We start from the raw sequence: 15,673 nt of genomic DNA on the forward strand, positions 1-15,673 counted from the left end.
AATACCCTAGGCGCGCCGGCTACCAGATGTAGGGAACCAACCGATAGCGCACGCGCTCGGCGTATTCGCGGTAGCCGGGCAATTCGTGAATGAGCAGCTTTTCCTCGTCAAAGATGCGCAGCGCGAGCACGATGGTGCCGGGGATGACGAAGAGCAGCCCCCAATACGAGTCGAGTGCCAGGGGGATGCCGATCATCATGATCACGTTTCCGACGTACATCGGATGGCGCACGAATTGATACAGGCCGCCGGACACCACGGTCTGGTCCGCTTCCACCGTGACCGTGGCGCCGGCATAACTGTTCTGGACGATCACCAGCATGGCGATCCCGAGCCCGATCGCCACCAGCACGTCGCCGAGCAGCGACAGCCACGCCGGCACCGACGACCAGTCGAACCGATGGTCGAGCGCGCTGAAGACCATCGTCGCGAACAGACCCAGGAACGAGCCGGTGATGATGAATTTCTGAGCGGTTCTGGGTTCGGCCCGCGGGCCCGCACGCATGCGCCGCTGCAGGGCCGCGGGGTTGGCCCGGCTCAGGTAGACCGTGGGCACGATGGTCGCCACGGTGAACACGGCGATGAAGACCCACGCCTGCCAGTAGTGCAGCGTGCCCGCCGGTAGGAGCAGGATCAAGACCCAGGAAAGAATGCCTCCGAGGGATGTCGTCGTCACGCGGATGCCGGTTTTCATCACGCTCCTAGCAGCGTAGATCGCGGCGCCGAAAAGCCATGGCACCCAGAACCACCAACCCTACGTCGATGGCCAGTAGCCATAGCAAGGGCACGGCGGTGAAATCAGCGCCAATTCTCGGGATGTGCCCGAACGGTTCGAGGTCGAGCAGCCACTGCGGGAACCGGGCCAACGATCCGATCAGGTACAGGGCGATGAAACCGATCAGCACGCCCCAGGCCACCGGTGTGAACCGCGGCGTGACGCCGAAGACACCAACCGTCACGGCCGACAACAGCCAGACGGCGGGCAGTTGGACCGCCGCGCTTGCGACGACCGTCGCGAGTTTGCCACCGACATCGCCGGCCGCGATGCCGTAGACAACCCCGGCGGTCACCCCGCTGGCCAGCATCGCCAGCGCGGACCCACCCAGTGCGGTCACCAAATGGCTTGCGAGCCAACGGGTTCGCGACACCGCCGCGGCCAACACCGTCTCGGCCCGCTGGGTGGACTCTTCCTGGTGCAACCGTAGTGTGAGCGAGACGGCGAACGCGGCTGCCACCATGCCCATCATGGCGAACGCCACGGTGATGAAGGCATCCTCGAGGGCGCTGGTGCCGCCCATCCGGGCGACGATGTCGCGGGCCGCGCCGCTGTCGCCCAGCTCGTCGCCGATGCCGTGCACCACGCTGCCCACCAGCAGCCCGTACAGGCACAGTCCGACCGTCCACAGCAGCAGCGCCGCGCGGTCGAGGCGCCACGTCAGCCCGAACGCGTTGCTCAGCGCCGGCGAAGCGGTCGCGGGCCCGGGGCGTTCGGCGATGAGCCCGGCGCCGACATCGCGGCCGGCGAGTAGCCGATACGCCAGGAGGGTCAACGCGGTCGCCGTCGCCAGGTGCAGCAGCAGCACCCACCAGCGATCACCCGCATACGGTTTGACCAGCAGCGACCACCCCAGGGGAGACAGCCACGACAACGTTCCCGACCCGGCGTCGCCGACGGCGCGCAGGGTGAACGCGGTTCCCAGGACGGCGAATGCGGCACCGCGCGCGAACCTGGCGCTGGGCGACAACTGTGCGGTCACCGCGGCGACCGCGGTGAACACGAGGCCGGAGCAGGCCAGCGCCGCCCCGAACGCCAGCGACCCGGCGGGCGGGACGTCGGTGCTCAGCAGGCCCGCCGCGCCGATCGCGCCGGTGCCGATCGAGGCCCCGAACGACAGCAGCAGCGCCGCGCTCAGGCTGGCGTAGCGGCCGATCGCGGTCGAGTCCACCAACTCCGTCCGCCCGTTCTCCTCGTCGGCGCGGGTGTGCCGGATCACCGTGAGGATGACGGCCACCGCGATCAGCACGTGGAACATCCCGGCTTTCCAAATCCCCACGGCGCCAAGGCTGTCGCTGTAGACCTGGCCGTACAGCGCGCGCTGGGCCGGGCTGGCCATGATGGACGCGGCGAATCCGGCACGGCCGGCCTCGGTGGGGTAGATCTTTTCGATGCTGCCGACGTACACCGTCGCCAACGGCACCGACAGCAGAAACACCCACAGCGGCAACGAGACCCGGTCGCGGCGCAAGTAGAGCCGCAACATCGCAAGCGTTCCGGAAAAATTCGAACTGCGGGGTGGCGCAGGCGATGCCGACGCGTAAGGCCGGTCCAGTGTTGGCGCGCTCATGACAACGACACCTTTTCCGCGTCGCGCCCGTGCCGGCCGTCACCGCCGGAGGTGTCTCCGGACGTGTCATAGTGGCGCAAGAAGAGCTCTTCGAGCGTCGGCGGCTGGCTGACGAGGCTGCTCACGCCGGCGTCGCCGAGCACGCGGATGAGCTCGCCCAGGCTTTCGCTATCGACCTGGGCGCGCAGCGTATTGCCCTCGACGCTGACGTCCTCGACGCCTTTGATCCGCCTGAGATCGCCCGGGTCGCCGGTCATTTCGGCCCTGATCGAGGTGCGGCTCAGATGCCGCATGGAGTCGAGCGAACCACTTTCGATCGTCTTGCCCGCCCGGATGATCGTCACCCGTTCGCACAACGCTTCCGTCTCGGCCAGGATGTGGCTGGACAACAACACCGTCGTGCCCCGGTCGCGGGCGTGCGCCACGCACTGTTGAAACACGTTCTCCATCAACGGGTCCAGGCCGCTGCTGGGCTCGTCCAGGAGCAGCAGCCTGGCGTGGGATGAGAACGCCGAGACGAGGGAGACCTTCTGGCGGTTGCCCTTGGAATACGTGCGCGCCTTCTTGTGCGGGTCCAGGTCGAAGCGCTCGATCAGCTCCGCGCGGCGCCGCTTGTCGATGCCGCCGCGCATGCGGGCCAGTAGATCGATGGTTTCGCCACCTGTCAGGGAGGGCCACAGCGTCACATCACCCGGGACATACGCGATTTGGCGATGCAGCGCGACGGATTGGGTCCAGGGATCACCGCCCAGCAACCGCACGCTGCCACTGTCGGCTTTCACCAGACCCAACAGGATGCGGATGGTGGTGGACTTCCCGGCGCCGTTGGGGCCGAGGAAGCCGTGGACTTCCCCTTCCTGCACGGTGAGGTCGAGGCCGTCCAGTGCCCGCACCGCGCCGAAATTCTTGGTGAGCCCTCGGATCTCGATCGGGGCAGAGCCGATGGAATTTTCAGTTGCCATGGGATTCTCCTTGATCTTCGGCAGCCAGGAACGCGTCGTACATGGTCCGGCCGGTCAGCAATCCTTCGGTGTAGACCTCGAGGGCGGGCAGGATCATCTCACGCGCGTAGTCGCGCAGCACCGCGCGGAGATCCGTTGGTGTTTCATGCATTTGGATGTAGAGAAGGAACCCGCCGCCGCCGGTGATCGCCATATATTTCGCGCGGGCCTGGGGATCGCGGCTGGGCTTGATCGTCCCGGCGCGCACACCCTCTTCCATGTATTCTTGCGCGTTGTCAATCATCCTGCGCCACATCATGTTCGCCAGCTCGCCGCCGGTCTGCATGCTGCGCACCAGGTATGCCATCAGCGGTGCGTACTCCTCGATCTCGGCCATCTGGGCGAACCAGGTGGCCGGGTCGTTGGATTGGAGCGCCTCGGACTTGGTGTTGCGGATCTCCTCGGCGATGTGGTCTTCGCAGGCCTTGCGCAGGCCCTCCTTCGAGCCGAAGTGGTGGATCACCAGCGCGGCACTCACGCCCGCCGCTTCGGCGATGGCACGAAGCCCGACGCCGAACCCGTGCTCGCCGAACTGCTCGATGGCCGCATCGCGGATTCGGGCCGCGGCCGTCAGGTCGGCTGAACGCATGTTCAGTACGCTAAACACACGTTCAGTCCGCGGTCAAGGATGACTCGCGTCAAGAATGCGTAAAAGCGCGCGAATTCAGTCGCGAACCGCGGCCAGGATGCCGTCGCCGAGCGGCACCAGCGCCGGGGTGAGCCGCTCGTCCTCGGCGATGAGGCGGGCCGCCTCGCGCACCGCCACCACCTCGGCGTCGCGGGCAGCCGGATCGCCGGCCCGCCCGCCCAGCGCCGCCCGGTGCACCACGATCACGCCGCCGGGGCGTAGCAACCGGACGCCCTCGACGACGTAGTCCGGCTGATCGATCGGGTCGGCGTCGATGAACACCAGGTCGTAGGACTCGTCGGCGAGCCGGGTGAGCACCTCTTGGGCGCGCCCGCCGATCAGCCGGCTGCGCGAGGGGCCGATGCCGGCCTCGGTGAACGCCTGCTTGGCCAGCCGCAGGTATTCGGGTTCGATGTCGATGGTGGTCAAGACGCCGTCATCGCTCATGCCCGACAGCAACCACAGGCCGCTGACGCCCGCGCCGGTGCCCACCTCGGCGACGGCCTTGCCGCCGCTCAGCTTGGTCAGCAGGCTCAACAACGCGCCCACGGCCGGCGTCACCGCGCCCGCGCCGATGTCGACGGCACGCTCGCGGGCGGCCGCCAACACCGCGTCCTCCGATATCGATCCCTCGGCGTGGGCAAAGAGCGATGCGGCCCGACTGGGCGCTGTTTGGCCAGGGGCTTCTGCGTCGGTGCCGTCCATGCCCGCAGCGTATTCCAATTGATCGCGCGAACCGACAGGCGCGCCTAAAACCGCACGCCGGCGACACGCCCAACCGGCCCGGTGCGTTTAAGGTCACCGTGCGATGGATATTTCCTGCACAGCGCAGGTAACGAAACGGTTTCTCAGGCTCAGCTCAGACTGTTCATATACCGCACATACGCCGATACGCGACGGTGTCCGTATGGATCGCGGAGCGCGTTGGGCGGGGAATACCGAATGGCAGCTGCCTGTTGCCGTCAATGACGAAGTGCCAGTGATCGGCACACCCGATTCGGAGGAATTGATCATCACCACCTTGCTCAGCCCGTCCAGCATGTCTCACGCGCAGGAGCGCCCCACCGACGAGTGGGTGCAGCCGACGGATGCTCCGCAGGGGACCGCGGTTTTCGACGCGACCGGGGACAAGTCGGCCATGCCGTCGTGGGACGAGCTGGTTCGTCAGCACGCCGACCGGGTGTACCGGCTGGCCTATCGGCTTTCCGGCAACCAGCACGACGCCGAGGACCTCACCCAGGAGACCTTCATCCGGGTTTTCCGGTCGGTGCAGAACTATCAGCCGGGCACGTTCGAAGGGTGGCTGCACCGCATCACCACCAACCTCTTCCTCGACATGGTGCGCCGGCGCGCGCGCATCCGGATGGAGGCACTGCCCGAGGACTACGAGCGGGTGCCCGCCGACGAGCCCAACCCCGAGCAGATCTACCACGATTCACGGCTCGGCCCTGACCTGCAGGCGGCGCTGGATTCGCTGCCGCCGGAATTTCGTGCGGCCGTCGTCCTGTGTGACATCGAAGGTCTGTCCTACGAGGAGATCGGTGCCACCCTGGGCGTCAAGCTCGGGACCGTGCGCAGCCGCATCCACCGCGGACGCCAGGCCCTGCGTGACTACCTCGCCGCGCACTCCGATCGGCACGAGCTGCGCGCCCAGTCGGCGTAGACGGCGACGCCCGCCTGTCTCGGCAGCGGAGCGATCAGGTAGATATTCAGCGGCTTTGCGCCCGTAGCTGCGCTATTGCTCACCGGCTCGCGCTACATTCGAGACGAGGCGGCAAGGACAATGAGTGGCAAGGAGCTGGTGATGCCCGATCGAGGACATGTGTTCCGCCGCGCGTTCTCCTGGCTTCCCGCCCAGTTCGCCTCCCAGAGCGACGCGCCCGTCGGCGCACCCCGCCAGTTCGGTTCCACCGAACACCTGTCCGTCGAGGCGATCGCCGCGTTCGTCGACGGCGAGCTGCGGATGAACGCCCACCTGCGGGCCGCGCATCACCTGTCGATGTGCCCCCAGTGCGCGGCCGAGGTCGACGATCAGAGTCGGACGCGCGCGGCGCTGCGCGATTCCCACCCGATCCGCATCCCCAGCACGCTGCTCGGCATGCTGGCTGACATTCCCTACGATTCGCCCGACGACGCGACCGCGCCGGCATCCGACGGTTTCGCCGACCGCGATGCCCGCGAGCGGCGCAAGCGTCGATAGCAATCGAACCCGCTGCGCAATCGCCCCACACGCTCGTTCATGTCGACCCACGACGCGCCGTGGATACTAGGGTGGACACGGACAACGCCGCTGCCGCACATATCGACCGGTAAAGGCCCGTCTCGAGCGCTCAAGTAGAGGATCCAAAAGGGATAACGTGACCTCCGACCAAGGCTTCGACCGAAGCAATGACAGCGGCAACCGCCTAGCGCCGCGCCCCGTCTCGCGTCCGCCGGTCGACCCCGCATCGCGTCGGGAGTTCAGTCGTCCCGACGGGCTGCGCGGGTCGTTCGTGGCCGAGCGCGTCCGCCCGCAGAAGTACCGGGACCAGTCCGAATTCCGGCCGAGCGATCGCCCGGCCGACCCCGTCCTCCAGGAGGCCTTCCACCGGCCGCAGGGCAGCCTCGATTCGCTGCAGCGCCACCCCGTGGACGTCGGCGCGCTGGCCGCCGAGAAAGACGGCGGGGAGCCCGACGAGCTGGACGATCCCTGGCGGGATCCGGCGGCCGCGGCGGCCTTGGGAACCCCGGCGGTTGCGCCATCGACCTCGCGCTCCGCGCTGGGCTACGGCGGCAAACTGGGTGTGCGCGACGTGCTGTTCGGCGGCCGGGTGTCCTACCTGGCGTTGCTGGTGTTGGCGCTGATCGCGTTGGTCATCGGCCTGATCGGCGGGGTGGTGGGCCGCAAGACGGCCGAGGTCGCCGAGGCGTTCACCACCTCCAAGGTGACGCTGTCGACCAACGGCAACGGGGAAGGCCCGGCCGGGCGCTTCGCCAAGGTGGCGTCGGCGACCGCGAACGCCGTGGTGACCATCGAGTCCAAGAGCGACCAGGAGGGCATGCAGGGCTCCGGCGTCGTCATCGACGGGCGTGGCTACATCGTCACCAACAACCACGTCATCTCCGAGGCGGCGAACAACCCCAGCCAGTTCAAGACCACCGTGGTGTTCAACGACGGCAAGGAAGTGCCCGCCAACCTGGTCGGGCGCGACCCCAAGACCGACCTGGCGGTGATCAAGGTCGACAACGTCGACAACCTGAGCGTGGCGCGCCTGGGTGATTCCGACAAGGTGCGGGTGGGCGACGAGGTCCTGGCCGCGGGTGCGCCGCTGGGGTTGCGCAGCACCGTGACGCACGGGATCATCAGCGCGCTGCACCGGCCGGTCCCGCTGTCCGGGGAGGGCTCGGACACCGACACGGTGATCGACGCCCTGCAGACCGACGCGTCGATCAACCACGGCAACTCCGGCGGCCCGCTGATCGACATGGATTCCCAGGTGATCGGCATCGACACCGCGGGTAAGTCGTTGTCCGACAGCGCAAGTGGGCTCGGCTTTGCGATCCCGATCAACGAGGCCAAGGAAGTCGCCCAGACCTTGATCCGGGACGGGAAGATCGTGCACCCGACGCTGGGCGTCAGCACCCGCTCGGTGAGCAACGCGATCGCCTCCGGCGCCCAGGTCGCCAACGTGAAGGCAGGAAGTCCGGCGCAGAAGGGCGGCGTCCTGGAAAACGACGTCGTCGTCAAGGTGGGGAACCGCAAGGTCGCCGACGCCGACGAATTCGTGGTCGCGGTGCGGCAACTGACCATCGGCCAGGATTCCCCGATCGAGGTGGTCCGCGATGGCCGGCACGTCACCCTGACGGTGAAACCGGACCCGGATAGCGGCTAGATGTTCGCCAACGTCGGCTGGGGAGAAATGCTCGTCCTCGTCGTGGTCGGGTTGGTGGTCCTCGGCCCCGAGCGGCTCCCCGGCGCCATCCGGTGGTCGGCCAACGCGCTGCGCCAGGCGCGCGACTACCTGAGCGGTGTGACCAGCCAGTTGCGCGAGGATCTCGGTCCCGAGTTCGACGACCTGCGCGGTCCGCTCAGCGAATTGCAGAAGTTGCGGGGCATGACCCCCCGCGCCGCGCTGACCAAGCACCTGTTGGACGGCGATGACTCGTTCCTGACCGGAAACTTCGACAAGCCGGTGAACGGGGCCGCGCTGGAGACTCCGCCGCCCGCCCCTCCCGCACCGGCGAACGGACAACCGCTCGGGGCGGAACAGCAGACGGGCGGCCACACGCCGTTCGACACCGACGCAACCTAAACCGGCCCGGCCGGTTTCAGCGGCCTTTCGGATCGAGCCCCAGCGATACGCCGGCCAGCCCGCGCCGACGCGAGGACAAGCTGTCGGCCACCCCGCGCAGCGCCTTGCCCACCGGCGAATCGGGCGCGCTCAGCACCAGGGGAGTGCCGGAATCGCCCGCGGCCACCAGCTCGGGATCCAGCGGGATCTGACCCAGCAGCGGCACATCGGCGCCGACCGCGCGCGACAGCCGCTCGGCCACCTGCTCGCCGCCCCCCTCACCGAACACCTTCAGCGTGGAGCCGTCCGGCAGCGTGAGCCCCGACATGTTCTCCACGACGCCGGCGAGGCGTTGGCGCGTCTGCAGCGCGATGCTGCCGGCCCGCTCGGCGACCTCGGCCGCGGCCAGCTGTGGCGTCGTCACCACCAGAATCTCCGCGTTCGGGATCAGCTGCGCCACCGAGATGGCGATGTCGCCGGTCCCCGGCGGCAGATCGAGCAGCAGCACGTCCAGATCACCCCAATAGACGTCGGCCAGGAATTGCTGCAGGGCGCGGTGCAGCATCGGCCCGCGCCATACCACCGGCGTGTTGCCCTCGGTGAACTGAGCGATCGAGATGACCCGCACCTCGTGGGCGATGGGCGGCAGGATCATCGACTCGACCTGGGTGGGCCGGTCGGTGGTGCCCATCATCCGGGGGATGGAATGGCCGTGGATGTCGGCGTCCAGCACGCCGACGGACAGGCCGCGGGCCGCCATCGCCGCCGCCAGGTTGACCGTGACGGTGGACTTGCCCACCCCGCCCTTCCCGGACGCGACCGCATAGACTCGGGTCAGCGAATTCGGTTGTGCGAACGGGATAATCGGCTCACGGGCGTCACCACGCAACTGCTTGCGCAGCTCGGTGCGCTGCTCGTCGCTCATCACGTCGAGGCTGACCTTCACCGCGCCCGTGCCCTGGACGTCGGAGACCGCTTGGCTGACCCGTTCGCTGATCTCGTTCTTCTTCGGACAGCTGGCGGTGGTCAGGTAGATCGCGACATGGACCGAGCCGTCGGGTTCGGTGTCGATGCTTTTGACCATCCCGAGATCGGTGATAGGACGCCGCAGTTCGGGGTCGATCACCTTCCCCAGTGCGGCGCGGATTGCCGCGCTCAGGTCGGCGGAATCAGAAGAGTCATGGCTGGACATCACCGCCGAGTGTAGGCGTGCGCGATGGAGCAGTTCGGTGGCGACCCGTTGAGGATCAGTTGGCGGCGACCCGCTGCGCCCGGCTTTGCCGCGCTGGCGATCGCCGCGGCGTCAGTTGGCCGGACCCGGCGCGGGCTTGTGCACCGCGGGCGCGTTCGGCGCCGCCGCCGGGCCGGCCGGTTTGGGCGACGGCACGGCTTGCGGCGCGCCGGCGGCCGGCGGCGCGACGACATCCGGGGGCGGCGGAGCGAAAGGCTGCGGCGGAGCGAACGGTTGCGGAGGTGCCGCCGGAGGTGAGCTCTGGGTGCCGATGCAAATCACGGTGCACCCGGGAAGTTGGGCCGGCGCCTGCTGAGGCGTGGGAGACATCCAGGGGAACATCGGCGGGGGACTGACCATCGCGGGGCTGCTCAGGTCGATCAGTGGTACGCGCGCCAGCGGGTCGTCCAGCGGCAGGCCGTTGATGTTCATCGGCAGGTTGGGCCCCAGCCCTTCGGGATGCTCAAGGTGCGCGTCGCCCAACGGCGGCGGCGGTCCGGTCATCGGCGGCAGGTCGACCGGGACGACGCCCGTGGCGTAGGCCGCCGCCCACCCCAGCACGTTCTGCGCATAGGGCATCGAGTTGTTGTAGCGCAGAATCGCGCTCAACACCTGCGATTGATCACGCAGGTTCAGCCCCCCGCTGCACAGATACCGGGCAGCCGCGAGGGTGGAGTCGAACAGGTTCTGCGGGTCGGCCACGCCGTCGCCCTTGCCGTCGGAGGCGTAGCGCGCCCAGGTCCCCGGCAAGAACTGCATCGGTCCCATCGCGCGGGCGTAGGTGACGCGATTGGCGGCGCTGCTCTGGATGATGACTTCGTTGCCGGGCAGCGTGCCGTCCAGCGACGGGCCGTAGATCGGGGTGATCGCGGTGCCGCGTGCGTCGACCGCGCCGCCGCCCGCGTGCCCCGATTCAATGCGCCCGATGCCTGCCAGCAGGTTCCAGCTGACGCCGCAGCCCGGGGCGGCGACGGCCATCTTCTGCTCCGCGTTGCGGTATGCGGCCAATGCGATGCTCGGAATGCCCAGTGCGCCACGCGCATTGACGATCATCGCCGGCGGCGGCGCGGACAGCGCGGGCTCGGCGACGTGAAAGGCGGTGGGGCTGCGGTCGACCGCGACGACGGCGGGCCCGGTGAGGTCGGGGAAGGTGGGGGAGACCGCGGCCACCGGAGTGACGGCGGCATGAACCGGCGGCATCTGCGCCGGAAGTTCAGGTGCCGCCCCGCTGACGGCGCCCGCGAAGACCAGCGGAGTGATCATGGCGACGCCGAATATCGGCTTGCGCGTATTCCGAAGTGCTAGCTGCCGCGCAGTCGCGGCGGCCGGGCTCGCACCCCGGTTTCCCCCTATGCGCACTCGACCGTCCTAGGTGTGAGCTGGACTTACTTTCTGTTAGATCGGTGAACCAGATCACCATACATAACTCTTGTGGCGCGAGTGGCGCAATGGTCGAAGCGGATCTCACCTTGATTTCTTAGCCGCGCGCTCCAGGTTGTCGCCCTGCGGTGCCGGGCCCGCATCGGGGGATTCCGGCGTCAGATCGGCGAGCAGTTCGCGCAGGTCATCCAGTTCGTGGCGCAGGTATTCGCGGGTCACCACCTCGCCGACGGCCAGCCGCAATGCCGCCAATTCACGGGCCAGGTATTCGGTGTCGGCCTTGGTCTGGGCGGCGCGACGGCGGTCCTCTTCGAGTGCGACGCGGTCGCGGTTCTCCTGCCGGTTCTGCGCCAACAGGATCAGCGGGGCCGCGTAGGCGGCCTGTGTGGAGAAGGCCAGGTTCAACAGGATGAATGGGTAGGGGTCAAAGCGCGCCTTGGCCGCGAACAGGTTCACCGCGATCCACACCACCACCATGACCGTCTGCAGCAGAAGGTAGCGGCCGGTGCCGAAGAAACGCGCGATCGATTCGGTGAGCTGCCCGACGGTCTCCGGATCCAGCCGGGGGGAATACCTGCGCGATGTCCGCGGGGTGTACAGCCCTCGCGGAGCCGTGGATTTGCTCACGCGGAACCTCCCAATCCTTGGAATTGGCCGGCCGCGTCGAGTTCCTGCATGTCCACGCGCCAGTCGTGCGGCAGCAGGTGATCGAGCAGGTCGTCCACGGTGACCGCACCCAACAGGTGGTTCTGGTCATCGACGACGGGGCCGCACACGAGGTTGTACGCGGCGAGGTAGCGGGTCACCGCGATCAGCGGCGTCTCCGGTGTCAGGGTGAGCAACTCGCTGTCGACGATCCCGCCGACCAGCTCGGCTGGCGCCTCGCGCAACAGCCGCTGCAAGTGCACGCAGCCCAGGTAGCGGCCGGTCGGCGTCGCCGTCGGTGGACGCGCCACGAACACCATTGAGGACAGGGCGGTGCTGAGGTCCGGATCGCGGACCCGGGCCAGCGCCTCCGCGACCGACGTGTCCGGGGTGAGGACCACCGGATCGGAAGTCATCAGGCCACCCGCGGTGTCCGGCGAATGCGTCAGCAGCCGGCGCACGGGCGCGGACTCGTCGGGGTCCATCCGGGTCAGCAGCATCTCGGCGTCGGTGGGGTTCAGCACGCCGAGCAGGTCGGCGGCGTCGTCGGGATCCATCTCCTCGAGCACGTCCGCCGATCGCTCGGTGCCCAGCTGCGACAGCACCTCGGCCTGATCCAGCTCCGGCAACTCCTGCAGGATGTCGGCCAGCCGGTCGTCGTTGAGCGCCCTGAGCACCTCGTAGCGTCGCTTGGCCGGTAGTGCGCGGATCGCGTCGGCCACATCGATCGGCTTGCGCCCTTCAAACTGGCCCAGCAGCTGCGCCACCCCCTGCCCCGGCAAGGCCAGCGCCGACGGGGTCAAACCCTGCACGCTTTGCCAGTCCACGACGTGAACGGGACCGCGCCGTCCCAGCCGTCGGTGCGGGCGCACGGCGACCCGACTCACCATCCAGTCGCGCGTCCGGTTCTGTTCGATGCCCAGATCGGTGACCACGACGTCGAGGCCGGCCAGCTCGGGCAGTTCGGGGTCGTTGACCTTGACCTGGGTGTCCAGCACCTGGCCGATCGCCAGAACTTCCCCGGGCCGCTGCACGAAGTGGCGTAGGGACACGTTGCCGGTGCTCAGCGTCACGCCGTTGGGCTCGATGGACGCGACTCGCAGGATCGGGATGAAGATGCTGCGCCGGGTCGCGAGGTCGACGACCAACCCCAGGACGCGCGGCTGCTGGCGGACGATGCTGATGCTGATCACAACGTCGCGGACCCGGCCGACGGACTCCCCGAGTGGACCCAACACCAACATTCGCGCGAGCCGCGCGATGTACACCCTGTTGACCGATCCCATGGAAGTAGAGCCTAGGCAGCCATCGGTCCGATGGCAGACCGGCCGGGCTTATCGCGCCGGGCACTGATGCGGGGCGACCCGCTGCGCCCGGCTCCGCCGCGCTTGCGATCGCGCCAGGCACTGATGCGGGGCGAACGCCGCTAATGCGTGCGCAGCGCGAAGAGCACGATCACCAAAGTCACCACCAGCGTGGCGATTCCGATGACGATGCCGGCGACCGCCAGGCCGAAACCCTCCTGCCGGGTCCGCTTGATCTGGTCCAGGGCGATCGCGCCCAGCACCATGGCCACGATTGAGCCGATGCAGCACAACAGGCCGGTGAACGACGCGATGAGCGAGGCGATCGCCAGCGGGTTCGTCCCGGGCACAGCGGCCTGGGCCGGATAGCCACCGTGGTAGTCCGGCGGCGGGTAATAGCCGCCCGCATATCCGGGAGACCCGTAGGGGGGCGGCCCGGCGTACTGCGGTGGTGCCGGCGGGTAGGGCGATCCGCCGTAACCGGGTGGTTGTTCATAGCCCGGTGGTGGCGGGACGGGCGGGGGGTACGACGGCGGCGGATACCCGGCTGCGTAGTCGGTGGGATAGCCCGGCGGTGGATACGGCGGGGGCGCCGAATCGGCGGAGGGCGGTTCCCAGGGGGCCGGCTGGTCCTGCTGCTCAGAGGCGTCGCCGCCGGTGGGTGGGTCGGCCTTGTCGTCGTGGGCACTCTCGCCGAAGCCGCCGCCGGGAGCTGTCATGGTGTTCAACCTAACCCATGGGCAGGTGGCGGCCACCGTTGCGAAACGTCAGGGCGCCGCGCAGCCCCGGGCTGGTCACCCCGCGCCAGCGCGCCGTGTTTTCGCAGGTGGCGCCGGGCCGCGGGATAGGGTGGAAAGGCCCTGAGATGAAACGACGACCGAGGCGGAGGACAATGAACGGCGATGACTAATCCTTTCCAGCCTGGGCAGGTTCCCGGCGCGACGCCAGGAGGCGCGACGGGGCGTGGGCGAGGGTCGCCTGGACTGCCGACACCTCCGCGGGGCTGGCCGGTCGGGTCCTATCCCACCTACGCCGAGGCGCAACGCGCCGTCGACTACCTCTCCGAGCAACAGTTCCCGGTCCAACAGGTGACCATCGTGGGTGTCGACCTGATGCAGGTGGAGCGAGTTACCGGCCGATTGACCTGGCCCAAGGTGCTCGGCGGAGGCGTGCTGAGCGGGGCGTGGCTGGGCCTGTTCATCGGCCTGGTGCTGGGCTTCTTCAGTCCCAATCCCTGGGGCGCACTGGTCACGGGCCTGGTCGCCGGCGTCTTCTTCGGGCTCATCACTTCGGCTGTTCCGTATTCAATGGCCCGTGGCACAAGGGATTTCAGTTCGACCATGCAATTGGTGGCTGGGCGCTACGACGTGCTCTGTGATCCGCAAAACGCAGAAAAGGCGCGGGACCTGTTGGCGCGCTTGGCGATCTGAGGCGCGCACGAGAGGTGTGATCGGTGGTGAGTCGTCGTGTGCGCGTACGCCGGACGGGCGCAATCGCGCTGGCGACGCTCACCATCGCCGCGGCGGTATCGGCATGCGCTTCCGGAACGCACGGGCTGGTAATCAGCTTCTACACCACGGCTGCCGACGGTGCGACGTTCACCGCGGTCGCGCAGGATTGCACCAAGCAATTCGGCGGCCGCTTCGCCATTCAACAGATCAGTCTGCCCAGAGCCCCCGGCGAGCAGCGTTTGCAGCTGGCGCGGCGGTTGACCGGTCACGACCGCACGCTGGACGTGATGTCGCTCGACGTGGTGTGGACGGCGGAGTTCGCCGAGGCGGGCTGGGCGCTACCGCTGTCCGACGATCCCGCGGGGCGCGCCGAACCCGACGCGACGGCCGATATCCTGCCGGGCCCGCTGTCGACGGCGCGCTGGGAAGGCAAGCTCTACGCAGCCCCCGTCACAACGAACACCCAATTGCTTTGGTATCGGCCGGATTTGGTGCGTCAGCCGCCGCGAACCTGGGATGGGATGGTGCGCGAGGCCACCAGATTGCACGCCGCGGGGCAGCCCAGCTGGATCGCCGTGCAGGCCAACGAGGGCGAAGGCCTGGTGGTCTGGTTCAACACGTTGCTGGCCAGCGGGGGCGGCCAGGTGCTATCCGACGACGGCCGCCACGTCACGTTGACCGACACGCCGGCGCACCGGGCAGCCACCGTCACTGCGCTGCGGATCCTCAAATCCGTGGCGAGCGCGCCCGGGGCCGATCCGTCGATCACCCGCACCGACGAGGGCACCGCGCGGTTGGCGGTCGAACAGGGCAGGGCCGCGCTCGCGGTCAACTGGCCGTACGCGCTGGCATCCATGCTGGAGAACGCGGTGAAGGGCGGTGTGCCCTTTCTGCCGCTCAACCAGGATCCGCGGTTGGCCGGCAGCATCAACGACGTCGGAACGTTCGTGCCCACTGACGAGCAATTCCGCATCGCCTATCAGGCCAGCCAGAAAGTCTTCGGCTTCGCGCCGTATCCCGGTGTGACGCCGGGCCGTCCGGCCAAGGTGACCATCGGCGGCGCGAACCTGGCGGTGGCCAGCACCACCCGCCACCGAGCCGAGGCGTTCGAAGCCATCCGCTGCCTGCGCAGCCTGCAGCACCAGAAGTACGTGTCGATCGCGGGGGGCCTGCCCCCGGTGCGCACGTCGCTGTATTCGGACCCGCAGTTCCAGGCCAAGTACCCGATGTACACGATCATTCGCCGCCAACTCACCGATGCCGCGGTGCGTCCGGCCACGCCGGTCTATCAGGCGGTGGCCATCCGGTTGGCCGCGACGCTGAGCCCGATCACCAAGGTCGACCCCGAGCGGACCGCCGACGAGCTCGCCACCGAGGTGCAGAAGGCCATCGACGGGAAGGGGCTGTTGCCGTGACG

The 15,673-nt window shown here is 68.4% G+C and carries 16 protein-coding genes; 6 read left to right on the forward strand and 10 right to left on the reverse strand.

Annotated elements, in window-relative coordinates:
• Positions 1–19: 19 nt before the first annotated feature.
• The 5 genes from AC0KTM_RS04300 to AC0KTM_RS04320 form a co-directional block, all read right to left on the reverse strand.
• Positions 20–694, reverse strand: a complete 675-nt coding sequence (locus AC0KTM_RS04300; RefSeq protein ID WP_225330172.1) for a methyltransferase family protein — start codon at positions 692–694, stop codon at positions 20–22.
• A 7-nt stretch (positions 695–701) separates the two neighbouring features.
• Complete coding sequence (locus AC0KTM_RS04305) at positions 702–2,345, reverse strand: ABC transporter permease (protein WP_238958122.1); 1,644 nt, start codon at positions 2,343–2,345, stop codon at positions 702–704.
• Positions 2,342–3,307, reverse strand: a complete 966-nt coding sequence (locus AC0KTM_RS04310) for an ABC transporter ATP-binding protein (RefSeq protein ID WP_238958121.1) — start codon at positions 3,305–3,307, stop codon at positions 2,342–2,344. The genes AC0KTM_RS04305 and AC0KTM_RS04310 overlap by 4 nt, the downstream gene beginning before the upstream one ends.
• Positions 3,297–3,935, reverse strand: coding sequence for a TetR/AcrR family transcriptional regulator (locus tag AC0KTM_RS04315; RefSeq protein ID WP_238958120.1), 639 nt, complete (start codon positions 3,933–3,935; stop codon positions 3,297–3,299). Before AC0KTM_RS04315 ends, AC0KTM_RS04310 begins: the two co-directional genes overlap by 11 nt.
• Before the next feature lie 75 nt (positions 3,936–4,010).
• Entirely contained in the window at positions 4,011–4,679 is a 669-nt protein-coding gene (locus AC0KTM_RS04320) for an O-methyltransferase (protein WP_238958119.1), read from the reverse strand.
• 202 nt (positions 4,680–4,881) lie between these two features.
• Here AC0KTM_RS04320 and sigE point away from each other — a divergent pair, with 202 nt between their 5' ends.
• From sigE to tatB, 4 genes are all read left to right on the forward strand, one after another.
• Positions 4,882–5,637, forward strand: coding sequence for an RNA polymerase sigma factor SigE (gene sigE / locus AC0KTM_RS04325; protein WP_238958118.1), 756 nt, complete (start codon positions 4,882–4,884; stop codon positions 5,635–5,637).
• Between the two features lie 141 nt (positions 5,638–5,778).
• Complete coding sequence (gene rseA / locus AC0KTM_RS04330; RefSeq protein WP_238958117.1) at positions 5,779–6,174, forward strand: anti-sigma E factor RseA; 396 nt, start codon at positions 5,779–5,781, stop codon at positions 6,172–6,174.
• Between the two features lie 157 nt (positions 6,175–6,331).
• Positions 6,332–7,846, forward strand: coding sequence for a serine protease HtrA (gene htrA / locus AC0KTM_RS04335; protein ID WP_225330177.1), 1,515 nt, complete (start codon positions 6,332–6,334; stop codon positions 7,844–7,846).
• Entirely contained in the window at positions 7,847–8,266 is a 420-nt protein-coding gene (tatB, locus tag AC0KTM_RS04340; protein WP_238958116.1) for a Sec-independent protein translocase protein TatB, read from the forward strand. It abuts the gene before it with no gap.
• 16 nt (positions 8,267–8,282) lie between these two features.
• Here tatB and AC0KTM_RS04345 read toward each other — a convergent pair whose 3' ends face one another.
• The 5 genes from AC0KTM_RS04345 to AC0KTM_RS04365 all read right to left on the reverse strand — a co-directional run bounded on the left by AC0KTM_RS04345 (position 8,283) and on the right by AC0KTM_RS04365 (position 13,524).
• Positions 8,283–9,437 (reverse strand): Mrp/NBP35 family ATP-binding protein, encoded by a 1,155-nt coding sequence (locus tag AC0KTM_RS04345; RefSeq protein ID WP_238958115.1) that lies wholly within the window; start codon positions 9,435–9,437, stop codon positions 8,283–8,285.
• A 111-nt stretch (positions 9,438–9,548) separates the two neighbouring features.
• Complete coding sequence (locus AC0KTM_RS04350) at positions 9,549–10,835, reverse strand: lytic transglycosylase domain-containing protein (protein WP_238958114.1); 1,287 nt, start codon at positions 10,833–10,835, stop codon at positions 9,549–9,551.
• A gap of 105 nt (positions 10,836–10,940) precedes the next feature.
• Positions 10,941–11,483 (reverse strand): DUF1003 domain-containing protein, encoded by a 543-nt coding sequence (locus AC0KTM_RS04355; RefSeq protein ID WP_225330218.1) that lies wholly within the window; start codon positions 11,481–11,483, stop codon positions 10,941–10,943.
• Positions 11,480–12,787: a magnesium transporter MgtE N-terminal domain-containing protein gene (locus AC0KTM_RS04360; protein ID WP_225330219.1), complete on the reverse strand. Its 1,308-nt coding sequence runs from the start codon at positions 12,785–12,787 to the stop codon at positions 11,480–11,482. Before AC0KTM_RS04360 ends, AC0KTM_RS04355 begins: the two co-directional genes overlap by 4 nt.
• 140 nt (positions 12,788–12,927) lie before the next feature.
• A complete protein-coding gene (locus AC0KTM_RS04365) occupies positions 12,928–13,524 on the reverse strand; it encodes a DUF4190 domain-containing protein (protein WP_238958113.1) in 597 nt (198 codons plus the stop codon).
• A gap of 183 nt (positions 13,525–13,707) precedes the next feature.
• Here AC0KTM_RS04365 and AC0KTM_RS04370 point away from each other — a divergent pair, with 183 nt between their 5' ends.
• Both AC0KTM_RS04370 and AC0KTM_RS04375 read left to right on the forward strand, forming a co-directional pair.
• On the forward strand, positions 13,708–14,235 hold the full coding sequence (locus tag AC0KTM_RS04370; protein ID WP_225330221.1) for a YflT domain-containing protein: 528 nt from the start codon (positions 13,708–13,710) through the stop codon (positions 14,233–14,235).
• Positions 14,236–14,258: 23 nt separating this feature from the next.
• On the forward strand, positions 14,259–15,671 hold the full coding sequence (locus tag AC0KTM_RS04375; protein ID WP_225330222.1) for an extracellular solute-binding protein: 1,413 nt from the start codon (positions 14,259–14,261) through the stop codon (positions 15,669–15,671).
• Positions 15,672–15,673 lie beyond the last annotated feature (2 nt).

Source organism: Mycobacterium sp. NTMscope_Eco_3, from assembly GCF_976985685.1.

Excerpts from the sequence above, each read along its gene's own strand:
- AC0KTM_RS04300 (WP_225330172.1), bottom strand. The coding sequence starts at position 694 with ATGAAAACCGGCATCCGCGTGACGACGACATCCCTCGGAGGCATTCTT.
- AC0KTM_RS04305 (WP_238958122.1), bottom strand. The coding sequence starts at position 2,345 with ATGAGCGCGCCAACACTGGACCGGCCTTACGCGTCGGCATCGCCTGCG.
- AC0KTM_RS04310 (WP_238958121.1), bottom strand. The coding sequence starts at position 3,307 with ATGGCAACTGAAAATTCCATCGGCTCTGCCCCGATCGAGATCCGAGGG.
- AC0KTM_RS04315 (WP_238958120.1), bottom strand. The coding sequence starts at position 3,935 with ATGCGTTCAGCCGACCTGACGGCCGCGGCCCGAATCCGCGATGCGGCC.
- AC0KTM_RS04320 (WP_238958119.1), bottom strand. The coding sequence starts at position 4,679 with ATGGACGGCACCGACGCAGAAGCCCCTGGCCAAACAGCGCCCAGTCGG.
- sigE (WP_238958118.1), top strand. The coding sequence starts at position 4,882 with ATGGATCGCGGAGCGCGTTGGGCGGGGAATACCGAATGGCAGCTGCCT.
- rseA (WP_238958117.1), top strand. The coding sequence starts at position 5,779 with ATGCCCGATCGAGGACATGTGTTCCGCCGCGCGTTCTCCTGGCTTCCC.
- tatB (WP_238958116.1), top strand. The coding sequence starts at position 7,847 with ATGTTCGCCAACGTCGGCTGGGGAGAAATGCTCGTCCTCGTCGTGGTC.
- AC0KTM_RS04345 (WP_238958115.1), bottom strand. The coding sequence starts at position 9,437 with ATGTCCAGCCATGACTCTTCTGATTCCGCCGACCTGAGCGCGGCAATC.
- AC0KTM_RS04360 (WP_225330219.1), bottom strand. The coding sequence starts at position 12,787 with ATGGGATCGGTCAACAGGGTGTACATCGCGCGGCTCGCGCGAATGTTG.
- AC0KTM_RS04365 (WP_238958113.1), bottom strand. The coding sequence starts at position 13,524 with ATGACAGCTCCCGGCGGCGGCTTCGGCGAGAGTGCCCACGACGACAAG.
- AC0KTM_RS04370 (WP_225330221.1), top strand. The coding sequence starts at position 13,708 with ATGACTAATCCTTTCCAGCCTGGGCAGGTTCCCGGCGCGACGCCAGGA.